Origin of the sequence: Rhizobium sp. PP-F2F-G48 (genome assembly GCF_004342335.1) — a bacterium.
GTDB lineage: Bacteria > Pseudomonadota > Alphaproteobacteria > Rhizobiales > Rhizobiaceae > Ferranicluibacter.
Genome location: NZ_SLVH01000009.1, coordinates 14,232 through 39,173, shown reverse-complemented (window position 1 = coordinate 39,173; position 24,942 = coordinate 14,232). Strand labels below are relative to the sequence as shown.

General features: G+C 64.1%; 25 protein-coding genes. 16 read left to right on the top strand and 9 right to left on the bottom strand.

Annotation, left to right across the window (positions count from 1 at the left end; genetic code table 11):
• Nucleotides 1-139 precede the first annotated feature (139 nt).
• The 4 genes from rsgA to C8J36_RS18815 form a co-directional block, all read right to left on the bottom strand.
• The gene (rsgA, locus tag C8J36_RS18830) at nucleotides 140-1,189 is read right to left on the bottom strand and encodes a ribosome small subunit-dependent GTPase A (protein ID WP_132536912.1); all 1,050 of its coding nucleotides are present in this window, start codon (nucleotides 1,187-1,189) and stop codon (nucleotides 140-142) included.
• Nucleotides 1,190-1,361: 172 nt separating this feature from the next.
• Nucleotides 1,362-1,655, bottom strand: coding sequence for a hypothetical protein (locus C8J36_RS18825; RefSeq protein WP_062596980.1), 294 nt, complete (start codon nucleotides 1,653-1,655; stop codon nucleotides 1,362-1,364).
• Nucleotides 1,656-2,031: 376 nt separating this feature from the next.
• Nucleotides 2,032-2,412: a DUF6481 family protein gene (locus C8J36_RS18820; RefSeq protein WP_062596981.1), complete on the bottom strand. Its 381-nt coding sequence runs from the start codon at nucleotides 2,410-2,412 to the stop codon at nucleotides 2,032-2,034.
• Between the two features lie 296 nt (nucleotides 2,413-2,708).
• Nucleotides 2,709-2,918: a cold-shock protein gene (locus C8J36_RS18815; protein WP_062478651.1), complete on the bottom strand. Its 210-nt coding sequence runs from the start codon at nucleotides 2,916-2,918 to the stop codon at nucleotides 2,709-2,711.
• A 379-nt stretch (nucleotides 2,919-3,297) separates the two neighbouring features.
• Between C8J36_RS18815 and C8J36_RS18810 the strand changes: the two genes are divergently transcribed.
• The 11 genes from C8J36_RS18810 to glpK all read left to right on the top strand — a co-directional run bounded on the left by C8J36_RS18810 (nucleotide 3,298) and on the right by glpK (nucleotide 14,764).
• A complete protein-coding gene (locus C8J36_RS18810) occupies nucleotides 3,298-3,546 on the top strand; it encodes a BrnA antitoxin family protein (protein WP_062596982.1) in 249 nt (82 codons plus the stop codon).
• 119 nt (nucleotides 3,547-3,665) lie between these two features.
• A complete protein-coding gene (gene rbsK, locus C8J36_RS18805; protein WP_132536911.1) occupies nucleotides 3,666-4,589 on the top strand; it encodes a ribokinase in 924 nt (307 codons plus the stop codon).
• A 63-nt stretch (nucleotides 4,590-4,652) separates the two neighbouring features.
• The gene (locus C8J36_RS18800; RefSeq protein ID WP_062596984.1) at nucleotides 4,653-5,414 is read left to right on the top strand and encodes a DeoR/GlpR family DNA-binding transcription regulator; all 762 of its coding nucleotides are present in this window, start codon (nucleotides 4,653-4,655) and stop codon (nucleotides 5,412-5,414) included.
• A 126-nt stretch (nucleotides 5,415-5,540) separates the two neighbouring features.
• Nucleotides 5,541-7,061: a glycerol-3-phosphate dehydrogenase gene (locus tag C8J36_RS18795; RefSeq protein ID WP_132536910.1), complete on the top strand. Its 1,521-nt coding sequence runs from the start codon at nucleotides 5,541-5,543 to the stop codon at nucleotides 7,059-7,061.
• Between the two features lie 56 nt (nucleotides 7,062-7,117).
• Nucleotides 7,118-8,200 (top strand): ABC transporter ATP-binding protein, encoded by a 1,083-nt coding sequence (locus tag C8J36_RS18790; protein WP_062596986.1) that lies wholly within the window; start codon nucleotides 7,118-7,120, stop codon nucleotides 8,198-8,200.
• A gap of 10 nt (nucleotides 8,201-8,210) precedes the next feature.
• Nucleotides 8,211-9,299: an ABC transporter ATP-binding protein gene (locus C8J36_RS18785; protein WP_132536909.1), complete on the top strand. Its 1,089-nt coding sequence runs from the start codon at nucleotides 8,211-8,213 to the stop codon at nucleotides 9,297-9,299.
• 3 nt (nucleotides 9,300-9,302) lie between these two features.
• Entirely contained in the window at nucleotides 9,303-10,169 is an 867-nt protein-coding gene (locus C8J36_RS18780; protein WP_132536908.1) for a sugar ABC transporter permease, read from the top strand.
• 33 nt (nucleotides 10,170-10,202) lie between these two features.
• On the top strand, nucleotides 10,203-11,069 hold the full coding sequence (locus C8J36_RS18775; protein ID WP_245506637.1) for a carbohydrate ABC transporter permease: 867 nt from the start codon (nucleotides 10,203-10,205) through the stop codon (nucleotides 11,067-11,069).
• Between the two features lie 10 nt (nucleotides 11,070-11,079).
• Entirely contained in the window at nucleotides 11,080-11,361 is a 282-nt protein-coding gene (locus C8J36_RS18770; protein ID WP_062596989.1) for a DUF2160 domain-containing protein, read from the top strand.
• Nucleotides 11,362-11,446: 85 nt separating this feature from the next.
• Complete coding sequence (locus tag C8J36_RS18765) at nucleotides 11,447-13,168, top strand: ABC transporter substrate-binding protein (protein WP_062596990.1); 1,722 nt, start codon at nucleotides 11,447-11,449, stop codon at nucleotides 13,166-13,168.
• A gap of 102 nt (nucleotides 13,169-13,270) precedes the next feature.
• Nucleotides 13,271-14,764, top strand: a complete 1,494-nt coding sequence (glpK, locus tag C8J36_RS18760) for a glycerol kinase GlpK (protein WP_132536907.1) — start codon at nucleotides 13,271-13,273, stop codon at nucleotides 14,762-14,764.
• 40 nt (nucleotides 14,765-14,804) lie between these two features.
• Here the strand turns inward: glpK and C8J36_RS18755 are convergent, their stop codons facing one another.
• The gene (locus tag C8J36_RS18755) at nucleotides 14,805-15,674 is read right to left on the bottom strand and encodes a D-amino-acid transaminase (protein WP_245506636.1); all 870 of its coding nucleotides are present in this window, start codon (nucleotides 15,672-15,674) and stop codon (nucleotides 14,805-14,807) included.
• A gap of 203 nt (nucleotides 15,675-15,877) precedes the next feature.
• Here C8J36_RS18755 and C8J36_RS18750 point away from each other — a divergent pair, with 203 nt between their 5' ends.
• Both C8J36_RS18750 and C8J36_RS18745 read left to right on the top strand, forming a co-directional pair.
• Nucleotides 15,878-16,291, top strand: coding sequence for a VOC family protein (locus C8J36_RS18750; protein WP_062596992.1), 414 nt, complete (start codon nucleotides 15,878-15,880; stop codon nucleotides 16,289-16,291).
• A 54-nt stretch (nucleotides 16,292-16,345) separates the two neighbouring features.
• Nucleotides 16,346-18,055, top strand: a complete 1,710-nt coding sequence (locus tag C8J36_RS18745) for a dihydroxyacetone kinase family protein (RefSeq protein ID WP_132536906.1) — start codon at nucleotides 16,346-16,348, stop codon at nucleotides 18,053-18,055.
• 49 nt (nucleotides 18,056-18,104) lie between these two features.
• On the opposite strand, the gene C8J36_RS18740 is transcribed toward C8J36_RS18745, so the two are convergent.
• The gene (locus C8J36_RS18740) at nucleotides 18,105-19,073 is read right to left on the bottom strand and encodes an AraC family transcriptional regulator (RefSeq protein WP_132536905.1); all 969 of its coding nucleotides are present in this window, start codon (nucleotides 19,071-19,073) and stop codon (nucleotides 18,105-18,107) included.
• A 111-nt stretch (nucleotides 19,074-19,184) separates the two neighbouring features.
• On the opposite strand from C8J36_RS18740, the gene C8J36_RS18735 reads away from it, so the two are divergent.
• The gene (locus C8J36_RS18735; RefSeq protein ID WP_132536904.1) at nucleotides 19,185-20,396 is read left to right on the top strand and encodes an MFS transporter; all 1,212 of its coding nucleotides are present in this window, start codon (nucleotides 19,185-19,187) and stop codon (nucleotides 20,394-20,396) included.
• A 98-nt stretch (nucleotides 20,397-20,494) separates the two neighbouring features.
• Nucleotides 20,495-21,196 carry an SDR family oxidoreductase gene (locus C8J36_RS18730; protein WP_132536903.1) on the top strand — a complete coding sequence of 234 codons (702 nt, stop codon included), beginning with the start codon at nucleotides 20,495-20,497 and terminating at the stop codon, nucleotides 21,194-21,196.
• A 7-nt stretch (nucleotides 21,197-21,203) separates the two neighbouring features.
• Here C8J36_RS18730 and C8J36_RS18725 read toward each other — a convergent pair whose 3' ends face one another.
• The 3 genes from C8J36_RS18725 to C8J36_RS18715 form a co-directional block, all read right to left on the bottom strand.
• Complete coding sequence (locus tag C8J36_RS18725; protein WP_132536902.1) at nucleotides 21,204-21,812, bottom strand: pyridoxamine 5'-phosphate oxidase family protein; 609 nt, start codon at nucleotides 21,810-21,812, stop codon at nucleotides 21,204-21,206.
• Nucleotides 21,813-21,898: 86 nt separating this feature from the next.
• A complete protein-coding gene (locus C8J36_RS18720; protein WP_132536901.1) occupies nucleotides 21,899-22,564 on the bottom strand; it encodes a DUF2161 family putative PD-(D/E)XK-type phosphodiesterase in 666 nt (221 codons plus the stop codon).
• Nucleotides 22,565-22,636: 72 nt separating this feature from the next.
• Entirely contained in the window at nucleotides 22,637-23,410 is a 774-nt protein-coding gene (locus tag C8J36_RS18715; protein WP_245506630.1) for a GntR family transcriptional regulator, read from the bottom strand.
• Nucleotides 23,411-23,613: 203 nt separating this feature from the next.
• Here C8J36_RS18715 and C8J36_RS18710 point away from each other — a divergent pair, with 203 nt between their 5' ends.
• Nucleotides 23,614-24,873: an ABC transporter substrate-binding protein gene (locus C8J36_RS18710; protein WP_132536900.1), complete on the top strand. Its 1,260-nt coding sequence runs from the start codon at nucleotides 23,614-23,616 to the stop codon at nucleotides 24,871-24,873.
• The last annotated feature ends 69 nt before the right edge of the window (nucleotides 24,874-24,942 follow it).

Below are 24,942 nucleotides of genomic sequence, written 5' to 3'. Positions count from 1 at the left end.
TGTCATCACCCCGAAGCGGCAGCGCCCGCATCATATGCTGCCGAAGGCATCATCTTGCGCCTAAATCGGTGACTTGGCAATGGGTTGCGGGGTCAGGAGGGCCTGACGAGGCGGGCTTCCCGGGTGTTTCCGCCGTGCGTCAGTACTTCTTCTTCCGGAAGATCTTGTTGCCCTTCGGCCCGCTCGAGACAGGCGTCTTTTCGCGATTTTCGGCAAGGAGCCCGCGCCAGCGTTCCAGGCGCCCGGCGTCCAGCGTGCCCGCGGCAATGGCAGCCTGCAAGGCACAGCCCGGCTCGTGCTGGTGGGTGCAATCGCGGAAACGGCATAGCGGTGCGAGTTCGATGATCTCCGCAAACAGCGTATCGATGCCATCCGTCACGTCGCTGACATAGAGGGTCCGGATGCCGGGCGTGTCGATCACCCATCCGCCGCCGGCAATCGGATGAAGAGAGCGGGCGGTCGTGGTATGGCGGCCTTTCGCATCGTGCTGGCGGATTTCGCCGGTTTTCTGCTGGGCCTCGACCCCGGAACCGGCCAGCGTGTTCACGAGCGTCGATTTGCCGACGCCCGAGGAGCCGACGAGGGCGACGGTCTCGCCCGGGCCACACCAGGGCGAGAGCTTTTCCAGGGCATCCGGCGAGCGGGCATTGAGGACCACGACCGGAAGCTCTCGCTGCAGCGCGCGCGCCTGCATCTCGAAGGTCGCGGCATCCTCCACCGTATCGGCCTTCGTCAGCACGATCACGGGTCGGGTTCCTGCTTGGTTCGCCATGATGAGGTAGCGCTCGAGCCGCGCGGGGTTGAAATCCGCATTGCAGGACGTGACGATGAAAAGCGTATCGACATTGGCGGCGGCAAGCTGTTGTCCGTGGCTCCCCTCGGTCCGGCGCTGCAGCACGGTCTTGCGCTCCAGCCGCCGCACGAAATCGCCGGTCTGCGGCGACGAGAGCACCCAGTCTCCAACGGCGAAATCGGCCGTGTTCGTATTCGGCGCAAGGTTGACATCGGCAGGGCCGTCCGCATCGATGACATCGATGCGCGAGCGATGAACCGAGGACACGCGGAGAACCCGCAGGTCGATCTCGTCAGACGACAACTGATCGGAAAAGGTGTCGGACCAGCCCATCCGGTGCAGGCGGTCCGTCTCTTCGAAGGCCGTCAAAGCCGCGTCCGAACAAAGGTGAGCGATATCATGGCCGGGCCTTCGGTGCTGGTGTTCGTGAGTCCATCGGGCGGATGCACGGCCGCGCCGTGCACCCCATCCCTATATGAACGACCGACGCGTGCCTGCAAGCCCTGATGTCGCGATCGACGTCGCAGTGGAGACAAGCCGAGCGGCGACGAAATGGCGAGACGTCCGGTTACTTGTTCTGGAGCAACCAGATTTTGCCGGCCATCGTGATTTCATGCGGGGTTTCCAGCGGCGCGCTGTCGGCCTCGATAGCGCGGAGAAGGCCCATGCCACGCAGTTCGTCGAGCGTCGTGGTCGTCACGAACTTGATCTTCTGCGGGCGTTCCTTGAAACGGTCGGTCTTCGCATAGGTGATGGTGGCGTTCTCATGCGTCCACTTCTTGGCCTCCTGCGGGAAGAGATTACCGTCCTTGGCAAGCTTCAATCCCCGGATCTGGGTCGGCGTCAGTGTAAGAGTGGTCATGTCTGGTCCTTCAAGTGGGATATGCGCCCATCCCACATCTATGGGCCACGATCTCGCGATCTCACGGGCACGGCAGTCTGCCAGCGGTTGCCCGCCAATGGAAAGGGTAGAGCAGGCGGGCCTTGCGAAACGCCGTCGGATCTGTCGCTTGCTACAGCGTTCTAACGTGCTGCACCGAACGTCGGGGCTTCGGCGGGGAAGCCAGCCGGATCGTCGGTCGGACGAGGCCCGAGCTCCGATAACCGCGATCGATCAGAGGAGATGCGGCACCTTGCCCTTGCCAATGCCGACTTAAGAGTGTTCGGCACTTGTGTTCATTCTGTCAGACAACGGGATGGCGGCGACAGGCACCGCCATCGACCGATTGTCGGGCAAATCAGCCCTGGCGGGCCTTGCGGGCCGCATAGCGGCGGTCGCGTTCGGCCTTGCGGGCTGCCTCGTCGGCCACGACGCGCGCAACGCGGTCGTTGACTTCCGCCTGCTTGGCTTCGGCTTCCGCGCGCTCGTTGGCTTCCGCCGCCGCAGCCGCTTCCGCCGCTTCCGCCATCAACCGGTCGTTCTCGGCCTTCTTGAGGGCGTCACGTTCGGCGCGACGCGCCTCGCGCGCCTTTGCGGTCGCTTCGCGGGCCGCAAGCTGTGCCTGCATTTCAGGATCGGTCGGCTTGGGAGCTGCAGCAAATTTTGCGAGAAGCTGCTTCTTGGCTTCGATCGCCGTCTTCCGGCGTTCGTTGAAGCCATTGTCGTTCGGGTGTCTCAACGTGTCTTCCTTGTTCTACTTTCTCGATGGCAGCCGAGCTGCCGCGTCTTCCGTCACGGACCGGATCCGTGGCATCCCACGCTTAGCGGGTCGGCGACCTGCCGGCCCTCATGTGGCCAGCCGTCGCATCATGCCTCAAATCCGCGCCGACCGAAAGAACGTGCGTCGTCGGCGCGTGCCGGAAACGCTGCCAATCGTGATTGTCAGCCGACGCAAAAAGGCCAGGCATCCGCCTGACCTTTCATCATCTCATGCTTCCACTGCCGGTACATCCGCGGTCAGGGGGAGCGAAAGACTTAAGCCGCCTGGAGCGAACCGGCGGACATCTTGCCCGACTTGCGGTCCTTCTCGAGCTCGAAGCCGAGCTTCTGGCCTTCGACGATTTCGCGCATTCCAGCGCGTTCGACGGCCGAGATGTGGACGAAAACGTCAGCAGAGCCGTCGTCCGGCTGGATGAAGCCGAAGCCCTTGGTGGCGTTGAACCATTTTACGGTGCCTGTGGTCATGACAAACCCTTTCAGTGCAATATTCGTTGCCCACCATACGACGCATGGCAGGATTTCTGTCGACTTTTGAGAGGGGATTTTATCACGAGGCGCGAGGCGCAGCAAAAAAACGATCTGCAAACAAAGTATCGATGAACACCGTGTACGGCAGAAGACACGGTTTGTCAAACGCGGCAGGCAAAAATGCGGGAGGGCGCACACAGAATAACAAAGAGGAGGCTCCGAAATACTGTCATAGAACTGCGAAACGGACGCAACCTGTCGGTGAGCGTGTCCGCGAAATCGCTTGTGGACGTTTTCGAAACGCCGTCGATTCCATGACCGCAATGCGGAATTGCTGCTAGTGTCGCGTTTTACATTCCACACGAGGACACGATTGATGGCGATCACCCCCCGCCGGCCCATGAGCGCCAAGGATGCAGCCGAAGCGCTGTTCAAACCCGTCAAGAAGCCGGTCGCGCCGGCCGTCGAGCGTCAGCTCGTTCCGAAGACCCGGGAGATGGTCACGCTGAAAATCGATAGCGATGTTCTCGCACACTTCCAGGCGGGCGGACCGGGCTGGCAGGAGCGGGTCAATGCGACGCTCCGCGCCGAGATGAAGGACGCTGCAGCGAAGAACAAGGAATAGGTTCCGCAGAGGCGCGGATCGACGGACCCCGCAGGCTGGCGGGCGCGAGCGATCGGGAGAGGAGACGCCCGATCGCTTGGGCGCGTCGCTGGTTGGGACGATAGGGTGAGGAGACTGAAGTGAAGAACGGCGTATCCATTCTCGGTATTTTCGTGGCCGACACGGCCTACCTCGCGGCCCGCATGCCGGTGATCGGCGAGACGATCCGCGGCAGCGGATTTGCCGTCGGGCCGGGCGGAAAAGGCTCCAATCAGGCAGTCGCGGCAGCGAGGGCGGGTGCTGCTGTGTCCTTCATCTCGAAGATCGGTCGCGATACCTTCGGCGATCTCGCGCAAAAAACTTATGCGGAAGCTGGCGTCACGCCGATTCTGACCGTCATGGAGACGGAACCGACCGGCGCGGCCTTCATCTACGTCAATGACAGCAACGGCGACAATGCGATCATCGTCTATCCCGGCGCGGCCGGCACGATCGCCGTCGAGGATGTCGAGGCGGCGCGCGCGACGATCGAGGGTTCCACCGTTTTCGTCACCCAGTTGGAGCAGCCGGTGGCGGCCGCGCAGCGGGCGCTGGAAATCGCGCGCGGCGCCGGTGTCGTTACCCTTTTCAATCCTGCGCCGGCCGAGACCTTTCCCGACGCGCTCTATGGTTTGAGCGACTACATCATACCGAACGAAACCGAGGCGGCGGCTCTCGTCGGCTTTGGCATCGAAACGCTCGACGATGCGCGGCGCGCGGGCGACGCCTTGATGAAGCGCGGTGCGCGGGCGGCTGTGATCACGCTCGGCGGTCGCGGCGTGCTACTGCACACGTCCGGGCAGTCGGTTCACCTCCCGGTTTTCAGCGTCGGGCCCGTCATCGATACGACGGGTGCAGGCGATGCTTTCGTCGGTGGCTTCTCGGCCGCATTGTCCGTCGGGCGCGATCCCCTGGACGCCGTGCGCTTCGGCTGCGCCACGGCCGGCATCTCGGTGACGCGGCGCGGAACGGCGCCAGCCATGCCGTCTCTCGACGAGATCGAAGCCGTTCTCGCACGCGGCTAACGCGGCCGATTGTGCTCCTTTCGTTTTCTGCCTAGACTGAAGAAAACGAAAGAGGAGGAAACCGTGCTGCTATCATCGCGCCAGAGCGAGATCGTGTCCATTGCACGCGAGCAGGGCCGCGTTCTGGTCGAGGATCTTGCGCTCCGTTTTTCCGTGTCGCCCCAGACGATCCGAAAGGATCTGAACGACCTCTGTGACGGGCGGACATTGAACCGCATCCATGGCGGCGCGGTCTTCCCGCGGGGCAATGAAAACGTCGAGTATGAGGAGCGCCGGTCGATGGCCGCGCTGGAGAAGCAGGCGATCGGCCGGGCCGCCGCAGCCCTCATTCCCGACAACGCCTCGCTCTTCATCAATATCGGCACGACGACCGAAACGGTGGGCGACGCGCTGGTCGACCATGCATCACTGATGGTGATCACCAATAATATCAATGTTGCCAATCGATTGCGGGTCTATCCGCAGATCGAGGTGGTCATTGCCGGGGGCGTGGTCCGGGGCTCGGACGGCGGCATCGTCGGCGAGGCGGCGGTCGATTTCATCCGCCAGTTCAAGGTCGATTTCGCGATCATCGGCGTCTCCGCCATCGATGAGGACGGCGCCTTGCTCGACTACGACTTCCGCGAGGTCAAAGTCGCGCAGGCCATCATCGCCAATGCGCGCCATGTAATTCTGGTGTCCGATTCGTCCAAGTTCGATCGCACGGCACCGGTCCGCATCGGCCATATCTCCCAGGTCGATACGTTCATCACCGACCGCTGCCCCTCCGACAGCGTCCGCGCCATCTGTCGCGAGCACAAAGTCGAGCTGATGGAGACGGCTTGACGCCTTTTCCAGTCCGAAAGCATCAATTTACATTCACTTTCATTTGACATTCGTTTCGATTTCGCTTTAGATGATCTTGTTTCGCAGATGCGCTCTTATGCTGCATTGCGAAAGGGGTGGAGAACTATGGCAGGGCAGGAACCATTCGATATCTTCGTCATCGGTGGCGGGATCAACGGCTGCGGCATCGCGCGTGATGCCATCGGTCGCGGATATTCGGTCGGCCTTGCCGAGATGAACGATTTCGCTTCGGGCACCTCGTCCGGTGCCACAAAGCTCATCCATGGCGGCCTGCGCTATCTCGAGCATTACGAGTTCCGGCTCGTCCGCGAATCCCTGATGGAGCGCGAAGTGCTCTGGGCCATGGCCCCGCACATCATCTGGCCGATGCGCTTCGTTCTGCCGTTCCACAAGGGCGGCATTCGCCCGGCCTGGCTCATCCGCCTCGGCCTCTTCCTCTACGACCATATCGGCGGGCGCAAGCTCCTGCCGGCGACGAAGACCCTCGACATGCGGCGCGATCCCGCCGGAAAGCCGCTGAAGCCGCTGTTCACCAAGGCCTTCGAATATTCGGATGGCTGGGTGGATGATGCCCGCCTCGTGGTGTTGAATGCCCGCGACGCCGCCAATCGTGGCGCCGAGATCCTGTCGCGCAGCCGCGTCATCTCGGCCCGCCGGGAGGGCGCGCTCTGGGCGATCGATATTCAGGACGGCAAGGGCGGCCCTTTGCGGCGCGTCACCTCCCGTATGCTGATCAACGCGGCCGGTCCATGGGTCGATCGGGTGCTGTCCAATGCGGTTGGCAAGAATCAGGTCCACAATGTCCGTCTCGTCCAGGGCAGCCACATCGTCATTCGCCAGAAATTCAACGATCCCAGGGCGTATTTCTTCCAGAACCCCGACGGCCGCATCATCTTCGCCATCCCCTATGAGCGCGATTTCACGCTGATCGGCACCACGGACCAGGATTTCACCGGCGACCCCAAGGACATCCGCATTACCGACGCCGAAACGGACTATCTGTGCAAAGCGGCGAGCGAGTATTTCGCCGAGCCGGTGCGTCGCGAAGACATCGTCTGGAGCTATTCCGGTGTGCGCCCGCTGTTCGACGACGGCGCCTCGAAGGCGCAGGAAGCGACGCGCGACTACGTGCTGAAGGTCGAGGGCGAGGATGGCGCGGCGCCCCTGCTCAACGTCTTCGGCGGCAAGCTCACCACCTATCGCCGCCTTGCCGAGCATGCACTCGAAAAAATCGGCGAGGCGATCGGCAGCAAGGGCTCGCCCTGGACGGCCAAGAGCACGCTTCCGGGTGGCGATTTCGCGCCGACGGGGTACGAGGCCCAGGTGGCGGAACTGAAATCCCGAGCCGCCTTTCTCACCGATCGCCACGCAAGGCGGCTGGTCCGGCTCTACGGAACGCTGGCCCGGAAGATCATCTGCAACGCGGAATCGATCGAGGCGCTCGGGCGGCATTATGGCGCGGATCTCTACGAAGCTGAGGTTCGCTATCTGATCGAGCAGGAGTGGGCGCGCACGGCGGAGGATATCCTCTGGCGCCGCACGAAGCTCGGGCTGAATCTCACGAAGACCGAGGCGAGCGCGCTCGCGGACGACATGCAGGAATTGACGGCGCGCTGCGTCGCCTGAGGCTGCTCCAAGGAGGGAGCGCCGAAGGTGGGGAAGCGAGGGCTGGGAGGAAAGACATGCTGGAACTGACGGATATCACCAAGGTCGTGGGAGCGGATACGCATATCCACCCGACGAACCTCGTGCTGCAGCGCGGTTCGCTGAACGTACTGCTTGGGCCGACCTTGTCCGGCAAGACCTCCCTGATGCGGTTGATGGCAGGGCTCGACAAGCCGACATCCGGCACGATCCGCTTCGATGGCAAGGACGTGACCGGCATTCGCGTGCAGGATCGCTCGGTTGCCATGGTCTACCAGCAGTTCATCAACTATCCCGCCATGACGGTTTACGAAAACATCGCTTCGCCGATGCGGATCGCCGGCAAGGATGCGGCCACCATCGACCGCGAGGTCAAGAAGGCCGCGGAGCTGATGAAGCTGACGCCCTATCTCGGCCGCACGCCGCTCAATCTGTCCGGTGGCCAGCAGCAGCGCACGGCGCTTGCGCGGGCGATCGTCAAGAATGCGAGCCTCGTCCTTCTCGACGAGCCGCTCGCCAACCTTGATTACAAGCTGCGCGAGGAACTGCGCGAAGAATTGCCAAAGATTTTCGCAGCCTCCGGCGCCATCTTCGTCTATGCGACGACCGAGCCGGGCGAGGCACTGCTGCTCGGCGGCCATACCGCCACCATGCATCAGGGGACGATCAGCCAGTTCGGCCCGACCATCGAGGTCTACCGCCGGCCGGCCGATCTCGTCACGGCCAAGACCTTTGCCGATCCACCGCTCAACACGCTGGCCGTGGTGAAATCGGGCGAAAGCTTCCTGCAGGACGGCACGCCGCTGCTGCCGGTTCCCGCCCATCTGCGGAGCATCGCCGACGGCCCGTGCACCATCGGCTTCCACCCCTATCATCTGTCCCTGGACGCAAGCTCGCAAGCCGCGGCCGTGCTTCCGGCCCGCATCATCATCAGCGAGATCGCCGGTTCGGAAAGCTTCGTGCATGTGGAGTGCGCCGGCGCCCGGTGGGTGATGCTGGAGCCCGGTATTCGCATGATCGAGCCGGAGACGGCCGTGAACCTGATGCTCGACACGCGCCATCTCATGGCCTTTTCCACCGACGGACGCGCCATCGACGGCCGTCTCGACAGAGCGGCGTGAGGAGACAGACATGGCCCGCATCAGCCTCGACCATATCCGCCACGCCTACGGGCCGAACCCGAAATCGCCGGCCGACTACTCGCTGAAGGAAGTCCATCACGACTGGGACGACGGCGGCGCCTATGCGCTGCTCGGCCCCTCCGGCTGCGGCAAGACCACGCTGCTCAACATCATTTCCGGCCTCGTCTCGCCGTCGGAAGGCCGCATCCTGTTCGACGGGCGCGACGTCACCAATCTGCCGACGCAGGACCGCAACATCGCGCAGGTGTTCCAGTTCCCGGTGATCTACGACACGATGACCGTCTACGACAATCTGGCCTTCCCCTTGCGCAACCGCCGCGTTCCGGAACCCGAGGTCGATCGCCGGGTCAAGGAAATCCTCGAGATGATCGATCTCTCGTCCTGGGCGAAGAAGACCGCCCGCGGCTTGACGGCCGACCAGAAGCAGAAGATCTCGCTCGGTCGCGGCCTCGTGCGCAACGATGTCAGCGCCATCCTTTTCGACGAGCCGCTGACCGTCATCGATCCGCATATGAAGTGGGTGCTGCGCTCGCAGCTGAAGCGCCTGCACAAGCAGTTCGGCTTCACCATGGTCTATGTCACGCACGACCAGACGGAAGCACTCACCTTCGCCGACAAGGTGGTGGTGATGTATGACGGCGAGATCGTGCAGATCGGCACGCCGGCGGAGCTGTTCGAGCGGCCGCGCCACACCTTCGTCGGTTACTTCATCGGCTCGCCGGGCATGAACGTCATTCCGGCGCGCATCGATGGAACGACCGCCGATCTCGGCGGCGGGCAGGTTGCGCTGGGCTTCAGGCCCGAGATCGCGAGCGGCGCCAAGGTCGAGCTCGGCATCCGTCCGGAATTCGTGCGGCTCGGCCGCGAGGGCATGCCGGTGACGATCTCCAAGGTCGAGGATATCGGCCGCCACAAGATCGTTCGCGCGCTGTTCGCCGACCGGCCGATGGCGATCGTGCTCGGAGAGAACGGCGAGATCCCGTCGGAGCCGCGCATCACCTTCGATCCCGCAGCCGTCAACATCTATGCCGACAGCTGGCGGGTCTCCGATCCGTCGCTTGCCAACGGGAGGGCCTGAGCCATGGAAAAGACCTGGAACAACAAGGCCTGGTTCATGGTGCTGCCGGTGCTGGTGCTGGTCGCCTTCTCCGCCGTCATCCCGCTGATGACCGTCGTCAACTATTCGGTTCAGGATACGTTCGGAAACAACGAATTCTTCTGGGCCGGCACGGACTGGTTCATTCAGGTGCTGCATTCGTCCCGCTTCTGGGATGCGCTGCAGCGGAACCTCTTGTTCTCGGTCATCATCCTGTCGATCGAGATCCCGCTCGGCATCCTGATCGCGCTGAACATGCCGAAAAAGGGCCTTGGCGTGCCGGTCTGCCTCATCCTGATGTCGCTGCCGCTGCTCATTCCGTGGAACGTGGTCGGCACGATCTGGCAGGTCTTCGGACGCGTCGATATCGGCCTGCTCGGCTATACGCTCGCAGCTCTCGGCATCCCTTATAACTACGTCAACAACGTCTTCGATGCCTGGGTCACGCTGATCGTCATGGACGTCTGGCACTGGACGAGCCTCGTCGTGCTGCTCTGCTATGCCGGCCTCGTGTCGATCCCGGACGCCTATTATCAGGCGGCGAAGATCGACGGCGCCTCGCGCTGGTCCGTGTTCCGCTACATCCAGCTGCCGAAGATGAAGCGCGTGCTGCTGATCGCCTTCCTGCTCCGCTTCATGGACAGCTTCATGATCTACACCGAGCCCTTCGTCATCACCGGCGGTGGCCCCGGCAACTCCACGACCTTCCTGTCGATTGACCTCGTCAAGACCGCCATCGGGCAGTTCGACCTCGGGCCGGCCGCCGCCCTCTCGCTCATCTACTTCCTCATCATCCTGCTGCTCTCCTGGATCTTCTACACCGTGATGACCACCAGCGACGCGCAGAACTGATCCGGGGAGGGAGGAGAAACCATGACCACCGCAATGACCGATCCGGCCATCAACACGCCGACTTCAACGACGGAAAGCCGCGTCGCGGCGCAGTCGACAGGCATTCGCCTGTCCTGGCTGGTGCCGACGCTCTACATCGTCTTCCTGCTGCTGCCGATCTACTGGCTCGTCAATATGAGCTTCAAGACGAACATGGAGATCACCAGCACCTTTTCGCTCTATCCGCATCAGCCGACCTTGCGGAACTATGCGGTGATCTTCACCGATCCGTCCTGGTACAAGGGCTATATCAACTCGATCATCTATGTCGTCATGAACACGGTGATCTCGGTGCTTGCGGCGCTTCCCGCAGCCTACGCTTTCTCGCGCTATCGGTTCCTCGGCGACAAGCACCTGTTCTTCTGGCTGCTCACCAACCGCATGGCGCCGCCGGCCGTTTTCGCCCTGCCGTTCTTCCAGCTCTATTCGGCCTTCGGCCTCATCGATACGCACATCGCCGTGGCGCTGGCACATTGCCTGTTCAACGTGCCGCTCGCCGTCTGGATCCTCGAAGGCTTCATGTCGGGCGTGCCGAAGGAGATCGACGAGACCGCCTATATCGACGGTTACTCGTTCCCCCGCTTCTTCGTGAAGATCTACATTCCCCTGATCGCCTCCGGCATCGGCGTGGCTGCGTTCTTCTGCTTCATGTTCTCCTGGGTCGAGCTTCTGATCGCCCGGACGCTGACGACGACGGACGCAAAGCCGATCGCCGCGATCATGACGCGCACCGTGTCCGCCTCGGGTATGGACTGGGGCGTGCTGGCCGCAGCCGGCGTGCTCACCATCATCCCCGGCGCCATCGTCATCTACTTCGTCCGCAACTACATCGCCAAGGGCTTTGCCCTCGGCCGCGTGTAAGGAGACCGACATGAACTTCTCCTGGATGGCGTGGACGCTGCCGACGGTCCTGTTCTTCGTGACGATCCTTGTGCTGCTCATCGGCATGGGCGTCTGGGAATTCCTTTCGCCCGGCGGCAATCCGCGCGTCGGCATCCTGCGCTTCGAGACGACACGGGGGGACCGCCTCTTCGTGTCGCTGCTCGGCAGCGCCTTCATTCACCTTGCATGGCTGGGGCTCATCGGCCCCAACGTGTGGTGGGCTCTTGCCCTGTCCGTTGTCTACGCCGTCGGCGTTTTCAAGCTGGTCTGAGGCACGTGAACGAGACGGGCAAGCCCAGGGGAGGTCCGGGGCGCCCGTGACAGCAATCGCAGATATCTCAAAGGGAGGACTACGCATGCGACGGCACCTTTTAACATCGACGGCAGCCATGCTGCTGGCTCTAACAGGCTCCGCTTATGCGGGCATGGACGAGGCAAAGACGTTCCTGGACGCCGAGATCGGCGATCTCTCGACGCTCTCGCGCGCCGACCAGGAAAAGGAAATGCAGTGGTTCATCGATGCGGCGAAGCCTTTTGCCGGCATGGAGATCAAGGTCGTTTCCGAAACCCTGACGACGCATGAATACGAGTCGAAGACGCTCGCCAAGGCCTTCACCGACATCACCGGCATCAAGGTCACGCACGACCTGATCGGCGAAGGAGACGTCGTCGAAAAACTGCAGACGCAGATGCAGTCCGGCGAAAACATCTACGACGCCTACGTCAACGACAGCGACCTCATCGGCACGCATTGGCGCTACCAGCAAGTGCGCAACCTGACCGACTGGATGGCCGGCGAAGGCAAGGACGTGACGTCCCCGACGCTCGACATCAAGGACTTCATCGGTACCTCGTTCACGACCGCGCCGGACAAGAAGCTCTACCAGCTTCCGACCCAGCAGTTCGCCAACCTCTACTGGTTCCGGTACGACTGGTTCAACGACGAGAAGAACAAGGCGGACTTCAAGGCGAAGTACGGCTACGACCTCGGCGTTCCCGTCAACTGGTCTGCCTATGAGGATATCGCCGAGTTCTTCACCGGTCGCGAAATCGACGGCAAGAAGGTCTATGGCCACATGGACTACGGCAAGAAGGACCCGTCGCTCGGCTGGCGCTTCACCGATGCCTGGCTGTCTATGGCCGGCAACGGCGACAAGGGCCTGCCGAACGGTCTGCCCGTCGACGAATGGGGCATCAAGGTCAACGAGAAGTCCCAGCCGGTCGGCTCCTGCGTCGCGCGCGGCGGCGATACCAACGGCCCGGCCGCCGTCTACTCCATCGTCAAGTACCTCGACTGGTTGAAGGCCTACGCACCGCCGGAAGCCCAGGGCATGACTTTTGGCGAAGCCGGCCCGGTTCCCGCACAGGGCACCGTCGCCCAGCAGATCTTCTGGTACACGGCCTTCACCGCCGATGCCGTCAAGAAGGGCCTGCCCGTCGTCAACGAGGACGGCACGCCGAAGTGGCGCATGGCACCGTCGCCGCATGGCGTCTACTGGAAGGACGGCATGAAGCTCGGCTATCAGGACGTGGGTTCCTGGACGCTGATGAAGTCCACGCCGGAAAAGAACGCGCAGGCCGCCTGGCTCTACGCACAGTTCGTGACCTCGAAGACCGTGGACGTGAAGAAGAGCCATGTCGGCCTGACCTTCATCCGCGAATCGACCATCCAGGACAAGAGCTTCACCAAGCGTGCGCCCGAACTCGGCGGTCTCGTCGAATTCTATCGCTCGCCGGCCCGTGTCCAGTGGTCGCCGACCGGCACCAACGTTCCGGACTACCCGAAGCTGGCACAGCTCTGGTGGCAGGCGATCGGCGATGCCGCCGCTGGCAACAAGACGCCGCAGGAAGCGATGGACTCGCTCTGCGCCGAACAGGAAAAGGTTCTCCAACGCCTGCAGCGTGCCGGCGTCCAGGGCGATATCGGTCCGAACCTCGCCGAGGAACACGATATCGAATACTGGAACAAGGATGCGGCAGAAAAGGGCAACCTCGCACCGCAGCTGAAGATCGAGAACGAGAAGGAAAAGCCGATCACGGTCAACTATGACGAGCTCGTCAAGAGCTGGCAGAAGTAGGCCTGAAACGGTAGAAAAGGGCCGGGGCGCACCATGCGCCCCGGCCTCTTATTGCAGGTGACGGTACAGGCACCTGCAGGGTCGAGGGGGAGACGAGGACGAATGAGCGGTTATATCTTGGCGATCGACCAGGGCACGACATCCACCCGATCGATGATCTTCGACGCGAACATGACGATTGCCGGGGTTTCGGGCCAGGAATTCCAGCAGTTCTTTCCCGATTCCGGCTGGGTCGAACACGATGCCGACGAGATCTGGGAGAGCGTGCTCTCGACCAGCCGCAAGGCGATCGAGAAGGCCGGAATCACCGCCGCCGATATCAAGGCGATCGGCATTACCAATCAACGCGAGACGATCGTCGTCTGGGACCGCGAGACCGGCAAGCCCGTCCATCGCGCCATCGTCTGGCAGGACCGACGCACGGCGCGCTTCTGCGACGACTTGAAGGCGCGCGGGCTTGAGCCGTTGTTCACGGAAAAGACCGGCCTTCTGATCGATCCGTATTTTTCCGGCACGAAACTCGCCTGGCTGCTCGATACGGTGGAGGGCCTGCGCGCCCGCGCCGAAAAGGGCGAGGTGTGTTTCGGCACCATCGACAGCTGGCTGATCTACAAGCTCACCGGCGGCCGCGTCCATGTGACCGACGCCACCAACGCCTCGCGCACGCTGCTATACGATATCTCCGAGAACCGCTTCGACGACGAGCTTCTCGACATCCTGTCCGTTCCCCGCGCCATGCTGCCGGAGGTGAAGGATTGCGCCGCCGATTTCGGCATCACCGATCCCGAAATCTTCGGTGCCGAAATTCCGATCCTCGGCGTGGCCGGCGACCAGCAGGCCGCCGTCATCGGCAATGCCTGCTTCGAGCCCGGCATGCTGAAATCGACCTATGGAACGGGCTGTTTCGCGCTTCTGAACACGGGCGAGGATCGCGTCGTCTCCTCCAACCGCCTCCTGACGACGATCGCCTACCGGCTCGACGGCAAGACGACCTATGCGCTGGAAGGCTCCATTTTCATCGCCGGGGCCGCCGTGCAGTGGCTTCGCGACGAGATGGGCTTCATCTCGAAGTCCTCGGAGGCCGAGGAACTGGCAAAGACCGCTGACCCGAACCAGCATGTCTACCTCGTGCCGGCCTTCACCGGCCTGGGCGCGCCGCATTGGGACCCCGATGCCCGTGGCGCCGTCTTCGGGCTCACGCGCGCGACGGGACCCGCCGAATTCGCACGTGCCGCACTGGAAAGCGTCGCCTACCAGACCCACGATCTTCTGGAAGCGATGAAGAAGGACTGGGGCGATAAGGGCGAACGCACCGTGCTTCGGGTCGATGGCGGCATGGTCGCGTCAGACTGGACGATGCAGCGCCTCGCCGACATTCTCGCGGCCCCTGTCGATCGCCCGGTGATCCTGGAAACGACGATCCTCGGTGCGGCGTGGCTCGCCGGTTCGCGCGCCGGGCTCTGGCCGGATCGGGCCGGCTTTGCCGAAGCCTGGCAATGCGACCGCCGGTTCAAGCCGGGCGATGACGATGGTGCGCGTCAGGCGGGCATCGATGGGTGGAAAGACTGCGTCGCGCGCTGCCTGACCCATCGCTGAGCGCGACTTGTAGGCCGCGCGGAACACCGGGCCTTCCCTGTCAGGTGACAGGTTCGGCCAGCGACAGGCGCTCGGCGATGTAAAGCGCGCGCATGCGTTCCGTGATCGGACCCGGTCGCCCGTTGCCGACCTCTGCGCCGTCGATCGAGACGACCGGCAGGGCGAAGTTCGTCGCCGACGTCACGAAGGCCTCGCTCGCCTGTTTCGCCTCTTCCGGCGTGAAGGCGCGCTCCTCGACCGGGAGGCCGGCCGCGCGTGCCAGCTCGACGATGGTCGCGCGGGTGATGCCGGGGAGGATCGCATGCGACAACGGTCGCGTGACGAGGCGACCCTCGACGGTCACGATATGCGCATTGGCCGAGGTCGCCTCCGTGACGAAGCCGTCTTCCACCAGCCAGGCATCCTGTGCGCCCTGCCGCAAGGCTTCCATCTTCGCCATGGAGGGGTAGAGCAGCTGCACCGTCTTGATATCGCGGCGTGCCCAGCGCTGGTCGGGCACGGTGATCACCGTGATGCCGGTCTGATTGTAAGGGTTGTCGAGCACGGCTTTCGCCTGCGTAAAGAGCACGAGCGTCGGGCTCGCCGTGCCCGGGAACGCGAAGTCACGGTCTGCCGGGCCGCGCGAGATCTGCAGATAGATCAGGCCTTCGTCGAGCGCATTGCGCGCCACGATTTCGCGGTGGATGGCGAGGAGGTCTTCGGGGGCCATCGGACAGGCAAGGGCGAGTTCGCCGAGCGAGCGCTGCAGCCGAGCGGCATGGCCGGCATAATCGATCAGCTTGCCGCCGATGACGGCGGTCACCTCGTAAACGGCATCGGCAAAGAGAAACCCGCGGTCGAAGACCGAAACCTTTGCCTCGGCCTCTTCAAGCCACGCGCCGTCGAGATAGACGATCCTGTTCACGTTCACCTTCACGGTTCCGGTTCCTTGCCGGCGCCGCGTTGATGAAAGGCGCCTGCCGGCAGCGATGCCTTTGCCGCCCCCCGTCTGTCAAGCCACCGGGTGTCTGGACCCGCACGCATGTTGCCGCCTATGGCGAAGCCGGTCCATATTGCCGATATGCGGCGCCCGAGTCGCGCGCCGCCCCGAAAGACGGACAGGATCGACACCCCATGCGCTCTCTCTTCCATCTCGCCTATCACGTCACCGATCTCGACGCCGCGCGGCGATTCTACGGCGATGTCCTTGGTTGCGCGGAAGGCCGATCGACGGAGACCTGGGTCGATTTCGACTTCTTCGGCCACCAGATCTCGCTGCATCTCGGCACGCCTTTCGCGGTCACGCGCACCGGAAAGGTCGGCGATCACATGGTGATGATGCCGCATCTGGGCGTCGTGCTGGCGCTGGACGATTGGTTCGAACTGGCAAGCCGCATTGAAAAGGCCGGCATCGCCTTCGACATTCCACCGGTCGTCCGCTTCGAGGGCGAACCGGGCGAGCAGCGCACGATGTTCTTCTTCGACCCGAGCGGGAACCCGATCGAGGTCAAGGGATTCAAGGATTTCGAGGGCGTTTTCGCTCATTGAGATGAGCAAGGCCCAGGATACCGGGAAAGCCTTTGGTCGGAGGAGAAGACCTGCATGACGACGATTTACGATCAGCCGGACAAGTTCGCAGCAAGTGCGCTTGAAGGCTATGCCGCCGTCTACGGACGCTTCGTGCGCGCGGTGAAGGGCGGCGTGGTGCGATCGACGCCGCGCGTCGAGGGCAAGGTGGCGGTCGTCGTCGGCGGGGGATCGGGACACTATCCCGCCTTTGCCGGCTATGTCGGTCCGGGCCTCGCCGATGCGGCGGTTGCGGGCGATGTCTTCGCCTCTCCGTCGACCGCCGCCGTGGCGCGTGTCTGCCGTCTGGCGCATCGTGGCGGTGGCGTCCTGCTCGGTTATGGCAATTATGCCGGCGACGTCCTGAACTTCGGCGCTGCGGCCGAGCGACTGCGGGCCGAGGGTCTGGACGTCCGCGTGCTCCCCGTCACCGACGACGTGGCGAGCGGCCCGGCCGACGATCATGTGAGCCGCCGCGGGATCGCCGGCGATCTCGTCGTCTTCAAGATTGCCGGTGCGGCCGCCGAGGAGGGGCGCTCGCTCGACGCCGTCGAGGCCGTGGCAAAGCATGCCAATGCCCGTACCGTATCCTTCGGCGTCGCGTTCGGCGGCTGCACCCTTCCGGGCTCGGACGAACCGCTGTTCACGGTGCCGAAGGGCCGGATGGCGCTCGGACTCGGCATTCATGGCGAGCCGGGGATCAGCGAGACCGAGATCCTTCCGGCCTCGGCCCTGGCTGACCTTTTGACGCATCGACTTCTGGCGGAGCGGCCGGCCGACTGCACCCGCGTCGCCGCGCTGCTCAACGGTCTCGGCGCCACGAAGTATGAGGAGCTCTTCGTTCTCTGGCCCCAGATCGCGGCGCGGCTCACGGCAGCGGGACTGGAGATCGTGCGGCCCGAGGTCGGCGAGTTCGTGACGAGCCTCGATATGCGTGGTTGCTCGCTGAGCGTGCTCTGGCTCGATGACGACCTCGAACGTCTCTGGTGCGCGCCCTGCGAAACCGCCGTCCTCGTGCGCCGCGAAGAGCCTGGACTGGCCGAACCGATCCCGGAAGAGGCTGAGGAAACGCCCACCTTCCCGGAAGCATCCGACGCCTCGCGCAAGACCGGGCGCTGCCTTGCCGGGATTCTTGGGAAAATGGCCGATGTTCTCCACACGGCCGAGGCCGAACTCGGACGGATCGACGCGCAGGCCGGGGACGGCGATCACGGGCAGGGCATGGTGCGCGGCGTAACAGCCGCGCGATCCGCCGCGGACGCCGCCGTTGCGGCAGGTGCCGGCGCACACAGCGTGCTCGCCGCTGCCGCGGACGCCTGGGCCGACCGCGCCGGAGGCACCTCGGGCGTGATCTGGGGCGTGCTGCTGCGTGCCTGGAGCACGGCACTCTCGGACACCGAAGCCCGCGATGAAGCGGGGGTCGTTGCCGGAGCGCGGCTGGCGCTGACTGCTGTGACGCGGCTCGGCGGTGCGAAGGTCGGCGACAAGACGCTGGTCGATGCCTTCGTGCCCTTCGTCGATACGCTCGAGGCGAAGTTTGCCGAAACACGATCGTTGCCGCGCGCCTGGAACAGCGCCGCAGCCGCCGCGACGACGGCCGCCGAACAGACGCGGGCCCTGACCCCCCGCCTCGGCCGGGCGCGTCCCCTTGCCGAGCGCAGTATTGGCCACCGCGATGCCGGCGCGGTTTCGCTGGCGCTCTGCGCCCAGACGGTCGCGGAGATTTTGGACGGCGGGCAACGCTGAGCGGCCGGTGACCGACGTCTGATTGAGCGCAGGCAGAACGTTGCGCCAATCAGGCCTCTTGCCGCATCGCGGGACTTTGCGCCTCAGACGATCGTGGCTGACGTTTCGCCACATCCCGAACGTGACTCGGCGGGCTGCCGGTGATGCGCTTGAAGGCGCGACTGAAGGAGGCTTCCGACTCGTAGCCGAGCCGTTCGGCCACCGCTGCCACGCGCTGGCCCTCGCCCAGCCACTGGTGGGCCTGATGCATGCGCATGCGGGCGACGTAACGGGCAGGGGTCTCGCCGACCACATCGGCGAAGCGCTGGGCAAAGGCGGAGCGTGAGGCACCCATATGGCGGGCAAGTTCCTCGACGCTCCAGTCATGGGCAGGGTCGAGATGGATCGCCGCCAGCACCCGGCCGATCTCGGGATTGCGCAGGGCAGCAAGCCAGCCGGTCGAATCACCGCAGCCATGCTCCACCCAGGTGCGGATCAGGGTCGCCGTGAGAACGTCGGCCAGACGCGACAGGATGCCGCCCGCACCGACCCGGTTCATCTCGACCTCGCGCTGCATGGCGTCGAGCAGCGGACGAATGGACGGCTCGCTCGCCGCGAGATCGCTGGCGCGCATCACGTCCGGCATCAGTTGCAGCAGCGGGTGAAGCGTGTCGACATTGAAGCGCATCACGGCATAGAAAAGAACATTCCGGCTGTCGGAGCCGCGGCATTCCAGCTCGACGATGCCATCGCAAAGCGGTTTGCGGGGCAGGGCGGCCACGGGCGTGGCCGGCACGTCGGAGCCACTGGCGATGACGTGCGCATCGCCGCGCGGCAGAAGCACGGCGTCGCCGGGAAAGAGCTCGCTCCACGCGCCGGAGGGCTCCTGAAAGTAGGCGGAGCCGGCGGCAAGAAAATGGAACTGGGCGGCATCCCGCTTCGGAAAGGCCGTGGCCCACGGCGCATTCGGCTGGCAACGGCAATAATCGACGCCATCGAGGCGAAGCCCTTTTAACATTTCTGTCAGCGGATCGCTCATGGTGAGGCGCCTCGATTTGGACGAATGGTCATGTGTTATGGATTTCCTAGCATAGATTCCCCAGCCTGTCGCGCTTAACCATAGGTCATATCCCTCCCGGAGACCTTTCTCATGAACAGTTATATCGAAGACGACATCCCGTCCGCGCCCGAAAGCGGGGACGTCAAACAGGCGGCATGGGCCGGCGTCGTCTCGCTGTCCCTCGGCGTCTTTGCGCTGGTGACGGCCGAATTTCTTCCCGCCAGCCTGCTGACCCCGATGTCGGTCGATCTCGGTGTCAGTGTCGGCGCCGCGGGACAATCGGTGACGATGACGGCTATTGTCGGTGCGGTTGCCGGACCGGCGGTCGTCATCGGAACGAGCCGTTGGGATCGTCGCGCCACGCTGCTCGTGCTCACCGCGCTGCTGATCGTCTCGAGCCTGATGGCGGCCGTTGCCAGCGGCCTTCCGATGCTTCTGCTGTCGCGCGCCCTTCTCGGCATCGGCCTCGGCGGCTTCTGGGCCATGTCGCTGGCGCTCGCCATGCGTCTCGTTCCCGGCCGCCTGATGCCGCGCGCCATGGCCATCATCATGACCGGCGTGTCGCTGGCCACCGTCTGCGCGGCGCCGCTCGGTGCCTGGATCGGCGAGGCCTATGGCTGGCGAACCGCCTTCGGCATCTCCGCCGCCCTCGGCGTCGTCGCCATTGTCATGCAGGCGGCCAGCCTTCCGGCCATGCCGTCCAAGGGCGTCGCCGGGCTTTCGACGCTGCTCGCCGTCCTGCGTCGTCCGGCCATCCGCGTCGGGCTCCTGACGGTGCTTCTGGTCGTCGCCGGTCATTTCGCCGGCTTCACCTTCATCCGCTACTACCTCGAAACCGTTCCGGGCTTCGGCGTGGAAGCCCTGTCGGCGATCCTGCTCGCCTATGGTATCGGCGGATTCCTCGGCAACATCTTCGGCGGCTTCGTCTCGGAGCGGAACACGTCGCTGTCGATCACGCTTGCCGCAGGCGGTATCGCCGTCACGGCGCTGGTTCTGGCGCTTGCCGGCGCGTCGCCCGTCATCGCCGCCGTCACCACCGCGCTCTGGGGCTTTGCCTTCGGCGCCTTGCCGGTCAGCGTGCAGAGCTATGTGACGCGGGCGGCCGGCGACGAGGCGGAAAGCGCCGGGGCGCTGATGCTCAGCACCTTCCAGATCGCGATCTCCAGCGGCGCCGTCCTCGGCGGGCTTCTGGTCGATACCCATGGTGCGACCGCGGTCTTCGGCTTCACCAGCCTCTCGGCCGTGCTCGGCGCGCTCGTCATCGTCTTTGCCGGACGGGCTCGCCTGCAACAGCCGGCCTGATCTCATGCCGAGAAGCCGAGGCTGAAAAAACCACTTCGCCACGTGCGGGCGGGGTGGCATAAACCTTGAAAGCGCTTCGAAACCGAAAGGCAGACGCCATGACCGACAAGATCGCCATCATCACCGCCGGTGGAAGCGGCATGGGCGCGGACGCTGCCCGCCGGCTTGCCGCCGATGGGTTCAAGGTCGCCATTCTCTCGTCCTCGGGCAAGGGCGAAGCGCTGGCCGCGGAGCTCGGCGGTCTCGGCGTCACCGGCTCCAACCAGTCGAACGCGGACCTGAAAACGCTGGTCGATCGCACCATGGAGCGCTGGGGCCGCATCGATGTTCTCGTCAACAGCGCGGGCCACGGACCGCGTGCGCCGGTGGCGGATATCACCGACGAGGACTGGGTGCGCGGCATGGACGTGTATTTCATGAACGTGGTCCGCCCGGTCCGGCTGGTCGCCCCCATCATGCGGGCGCAGAAATCCGGCGTCGTCATCAACATATCGAGCTTCAGTGCCGTCGAGCCCGATCCGGTCTTCCCGACGTCCTCCGTCTTCCGCGCCGGTCTTGCCGCTTATACCAAGCTCTTTGCCGACCAGTTCGCAGCCGACAACGTGCGGATGAACAACGTGCTTCCCGGCTTCATCGACAGCCTTCCGGAGAAGGACGTTTTTCGCGACCGCGTTCCCATGGGCCGCTACGGCCGAAGCGACGAGATCGCGGCGACCGTTTCCTTCCTCGCCTCCGAGGGGGCGGGCTATATCACGGGCCAGAGCATCCGCGTCGACGGCGGCATCACGCGGTCCCTGTGAGACCGGCCTACCACATCGTCCGGGCGGCGCGGGCCGCCCATTCGCGATCATAGGTTTCCTTGTCGAAGCTCGCTTTCGCCTGACGTAAAAGCTCGCCTGCGCTCGGCAGCATCGCCGGATCCTGAAAGCGCGCGGGGTTCCAGAGTTCGGACCGCATCAAGGCGCGGGCGCACTGGAAATAGACCTCGTTGATCTCGACCACGATGACGCTGCGCGGATGCTTGCCATCCGTTTCGAAGCTTACGAGCAGCTCGGGATCGATCGACACCGCTGCCGTGCCATTGATCCGCATGGTCGTGTTGGAGCCGGGAACGAGGAACATGAGAGCGACGCGCGGATCGCGCACGATGTTTTGCAGTGAATCGATGCGGTTGTTGCCGCGCCAGTCGGGCAACAGCACTGTTTTATCGTTCTGCACTCGCACGACGCTTTGCGCATCGCCGCGTGGCGAGCAGTCCATGCCCTCGGGGCCGATCGTGGCGAGCGCCAGAAACGGCGAAGCCTCGATCATCGCGCGGTAACCCGGCGTCAGCGCGACGGTTACCTTCGCGGTGGAGGCTTCCGAGACGCCGTCATAGATTTCGGCAAGCTGTTCGATCGTGCGGATGGTCGTCATGATATGTCCCAATCTCCTGTCGCCGTCGGTCTATCACCATTTTATGACAGTTTCCGCCCCGTCGGTGCCCCGGTCCGGTGATCCCGTCACTCCGCTGCGTCGTCGATCTGCGGCCATCGTTCCAGCGCCTTTGCACCGGCGTCCGTCAGCCGATAGACCCCACGCTCGACACGTTCGAACCAGCCATAGACATTGTCCTGAAGAATGGCGGCCGCCTTTGGCGCCCTCGACCGCATCTCGACCGGCCGCACGCGGCCGGCGCGGATCGCGGCGGCACAGAGAAGCGCCTGCTGCCGATAGGCGGTCATGATCGGGGCGCGGGCACCGCCACCGGCGGTGGGGTCGCCATGGCGCGCGCGGTGTTCCTTCACCAGTCTCGCCCGGCGCTTCGGATTGGTGCGCGGCATCGGCGAGACGGCACTGACGATGACGCTGACGGCGCCGGTATCCGCAACGCCCAGCATGCCGATGCCGAGCCGCCGGCAGAGATCGCGGTAGCGCTTGTCCGCCTCGCGGCCGCGTCCCCTGATTGAAACCCGCGCGGCGATCCAGACTTCGTCGCAGGCCGCTGCGCGATCCACGGCCTGGAGGATCAGTTCGAGATTGAAGGTCAGCTTCAGCTCGCAAACGACCACGATGTCCGGCTCGCCCGCCCGCACGCCGACGAGATCGCAATTCGCGACCTCGCCCTTCACCTCGAAGCCGAAGCTTTCGAGAAACGTTTTGACGGGCAGATAGAGCGTGGTTTCCACGATGGCATTCCGGTGTGATCGCCGGCTTCTAGCGCAGTTCGCCCGAGAGATCGACCCCTCGACGCGCCGGCCTCAAGACTGCGTCAAGGTCAGCGGGTAGCGCTCCGGATGGTGCACCAGCGCCGTCATGTTGATCGGCCGGTTCCGCCGGTCGAAGACGATCTGGTCGACGGTGAGGACGGCTGCGGGGCTCACCAGTTCCAGCCGCCCGGCTTCCCATGCGGTCGCCATGCGGGCGCTGAGCGTCGTATGCCCGCGCCCGGGCTGGATATGGTAGCGATCCCGAAGCTCGGCGTAGAGCGAGCGGTTGGCGCCCGTCCAGTCGAGATCGGCCAGCCCCGGCACCTGGGCTGCGGGCAACCAGTCCGTCTGGATGGCGACGGGCACGCCGTCGATCAGCCGGATTCGTTTGAGGATCACCACTTCGGCGCCTTCCGGCAGGAACAACGGCCGGGTGATGTCGGCCGCCGGCTTGTAGACCTGGACCTCCACCAGCATGCTGCCGGGCTGGCGATGGGTGGACAGGGCCGTTGCCGTAAAGCTCTCCAGCACCTGCAGCTCGTAGCCGCGCGGGCTCAGCGTAACGTAGAGGCCCTTGCCGGGCTGGCTCTTCACCATGCCCTGGCGGATGAGATCCTGGATGGCATGCCGCACCGTGATCCGGCTGACGCCGAAGGCTTCCACGAGCTTGCGCTCCGAGGGCAGCTTTCCGTTATGCGGCAGGCGACCGTCCTCGATCGCACGGAGCAGCGCTTCCTTGACCTGCTGATGGAGCGGCCGCGGATCGTCGTGGCGCACCACGGCGGCGAGCAGCGCGTCGCCCTGAGAACCGACAAGTCCTTCCACCGATATCTCTGCTGCCGCACCGTCGCCCAACCGGATTCCCTTCCTGCTTCCCGCAACACTACAGAGAATGTCACACGCCTGAAATATAAAAGTGGAGGCCAATTGACATAACTGGTCATATCCAGTCCAATCGACCTTAACGGCCGACAAAAACCAAAAGGTAGAGGCCGTCAGAGGAAAATTCGAACAGGGGAACGACCGTCATGTTCAATCGAAAACTTGCCTTCAGCCTTCCACTTCTCGCGCTTCTTGGCGCCGGTGCGGCCCATGCCGAGACGGTATCGGTCGTCTGCGCATCGACCGAATTCGAGCTCTGCACCAAGGCCGCCGCCGCCTGGAAGGAGAAGACCGGAAACGAGGCGAAGATCAACAAGATGCCCGCCCTTCTGGATGACGCGATCCCGCTCTACCAGCAGCTGCTTGCGGCCAAATCCACCGATGTCGACGTTCTCTTCCTCGACGTCATCTGGCTCGGCATGTTCAAGAACAACCTGCTCGACCTTTCGACGCTCGTGCCCAAGCCCGACCAGGACCAGCATTTCGCCTCCACGCTGAACGCCGCCAAGCTCGACGGCAAGCTGGTGGCCATGCCCGCCTATATGGATGTCGGGCTGATGTTCTATCGCAAGGATCTTCTGGAGAAATACGGCAAGCCGGCGCCCAAGACCTGGGAAGAGCTGACGGCGACCGCAAAGGAGATCCAGGACAAGGAGCGCGCCGGCGGCAAGGCCGACATGTGGGGCTATGCCTGGCAGGCCAAGAGCTATGAGGGCCTGACCTGCGATGCGCTCGAGCTGATCAGCTCCAGCGGCGGCGGCAGCATCATTTCCGACGATGGCAAGGTGACGATCGACAATCCTGCCGCGGCCGGCGCCCTGACGCTGGCAAAAAGCTGGATCGGCACGATCAGCCCCGAAGGCGTCTTGAACTATGACGAAGAGGCGTCGCGCGCGGTCTTCGAGTCCGGCAACGCCGTCTTCCACCGCAACTGGCCCTATGTCTGGGGCACGTCGCAGACCACCGGCAGCGCCGTGATCGACAAGGTCGGCATGATGCCGCTTCCGGTCGGCAAGGCCGGAGAGAAATCGTCTGGCTGCCTGGGTCCGATGTATTACGGCGTCTCGAAATTCTCGACCAAGCCCGATGTGGCGGCAAACTTCGTCGATTTCATCACCGGCCCCGAGATGCAGAAGATGCGCGCCGTCGATGCCGCTTTCAATCCGTCGATCACGGCGCTCTACACCGACGCCGACGTGTTGAAGAAAATCCCGTTCCTGAAGGACAATCAGCAGGCCTTTGCCGACAGCGCCATCCGGCCGTCCGGCTATACCGGCACGAGCTACAACCGCGTGTCCCAGGCCTTCTATCGCAGTGTCCACGACATGCTGTCCGGCGGCAAGGAGGTCGAGAGCGGCCTGAAGGATCTGGCGGCCCGCCTGGAGAAGCTGAAAGAAAGTCGCTAAGTCTCCCAAGACGACCTCCGTTCCCGGCGCCTCGCGAGCCGGGAACGGAGGCGCGACAGCGCTATCATC

Excerpts from the sequence above, each read along its gene's own strand:
- C8J36_RS18825 (WP_062596980.1), bottom strand. The coding sequence starts at position 1,655 with ATGACCACTCTTACACTGACGCCGACCCAGATCCGGGGATTGAAGCTT.
- C8J36_RS18815 (WP_062478651.1), bottom strand. The coding sequence starts at position 2,918 with ATGACCACAGGCACCGTAAAATGGTTCAACGCCACCAAGGGCTTCGGC.
- C8J36_RS18810 (WP_062596982.1), top strand. The coding sequence starts at position 3,298 with ATGGCGATCACCCCCCGCCGGCCCATGAGCGCCAAGGATGCAGCCGAA.
- C8J36_RS18795 (WP_132536910.1), top strand. The coding sequence starts at position 5,541 with ATGGCAGGGCAGGAACCATTCGATATCTTCGTCATCGGTGGCGGGATC.
- C8J36_RS18790 (WP_062596986.1), top strand. The coding sequence starts at position 7,118 with ATGCTGGAACTGACGGATATCACCAAGGTCGTGGGAGCGGATACGCAT.
- C8J36_RS18785 (WP_132536909.1), top strand. The coding sequence starts at position 8,211 with ATGGCCCGCATCAGCCTCGACCATATCCGCCACGCCTACGGGCCGAAC.
- C8J36_RS18780 (WP_132536908.1), top strand. The coding sequence starts at position 9,303 with ATGGAAAAGACCTGGAACAACAAGGCCTGGTTCATGGTGCTGCCGGTG.
- C8J36_RS18775 (WP_245506637.1), top strand. The coding sequence starts at position 10,203 with ATGACCGATCCGGCCATCAACACGCCGACTTCAACGACGGAAAGCCGC.
- C8J36_RS18770 (WP_062596989.1), top strand. The coding sequence starts at position 11,080 with ATGAACTTCTCCTGGATGGCGTGGACGCTGCCGACGGTCCTGTTCTTC.
- C8J36_RS18765 (WP_062596990.1), top strand. The coding sequence starts at position 11,447 with ATGCGACGGCACCTTTTAACATCGACGGCAGCCATGCTGCTGGCTCTA.
- glpK (WP_132536907.1), top strand. The coding sequence starts at position 13,271 with ATGAGCGGTTATATCTTGGCGATCGACCAGGGCACGACATCCACCCGA.
- C8J36_RS18750 (WP_062596992.1), top strand. The coding sequence starts at position 15,878 with ATGCGCTCTCTCTTCCATCTCGCCTATCACGTCACCGATCTCGACGCC.
- C8J36_RS18745 (WP_132536906.1), top strand. The coding sequence starts at position 16,346 with ATGACGACGATTTACGATCAGCCGGACAAGTTCGCAGCAAGTGCGCTT.
- C8J36_RS18740 (WP_132536905.1), bottom strand. The coding sequence starts at position 19,073 with ATGAGCGATCCGCTGACAGAAATGTTAAAAGGGCTTCGCCTCGATGGC.
- C8J36_RS18735 (WP_132536904.1), top strand. The coding sequence starts at position 19,185 with ATGAACAGTTATATCGAAGACGACATCCCGTCCGCGCCCGAAAGCGGG.
- C8J36_RS18730 (WP_132536903.1), top strand. The coding sequence starts at position 20,495 with ATGACCGACAAGATCGCCATCATCACCGCCGGTGGAAGCGGCATGGGC.
- C8J36_RS18725 (WP_132536902.1), bottom strand. The coding sequence starts at position 21,812 with ATGACGACCATCCGCACGATCGAACAGCTTGCCGAAATCTATGACGGC.
- C8J36_RS18710 (WP_132536900.1), top strand. The coding sequence starts at position 23,614 with ATGTTCAATCGAAAACTTGCCTTCAGCCTTCCACTTCTCGCGCTTCTT.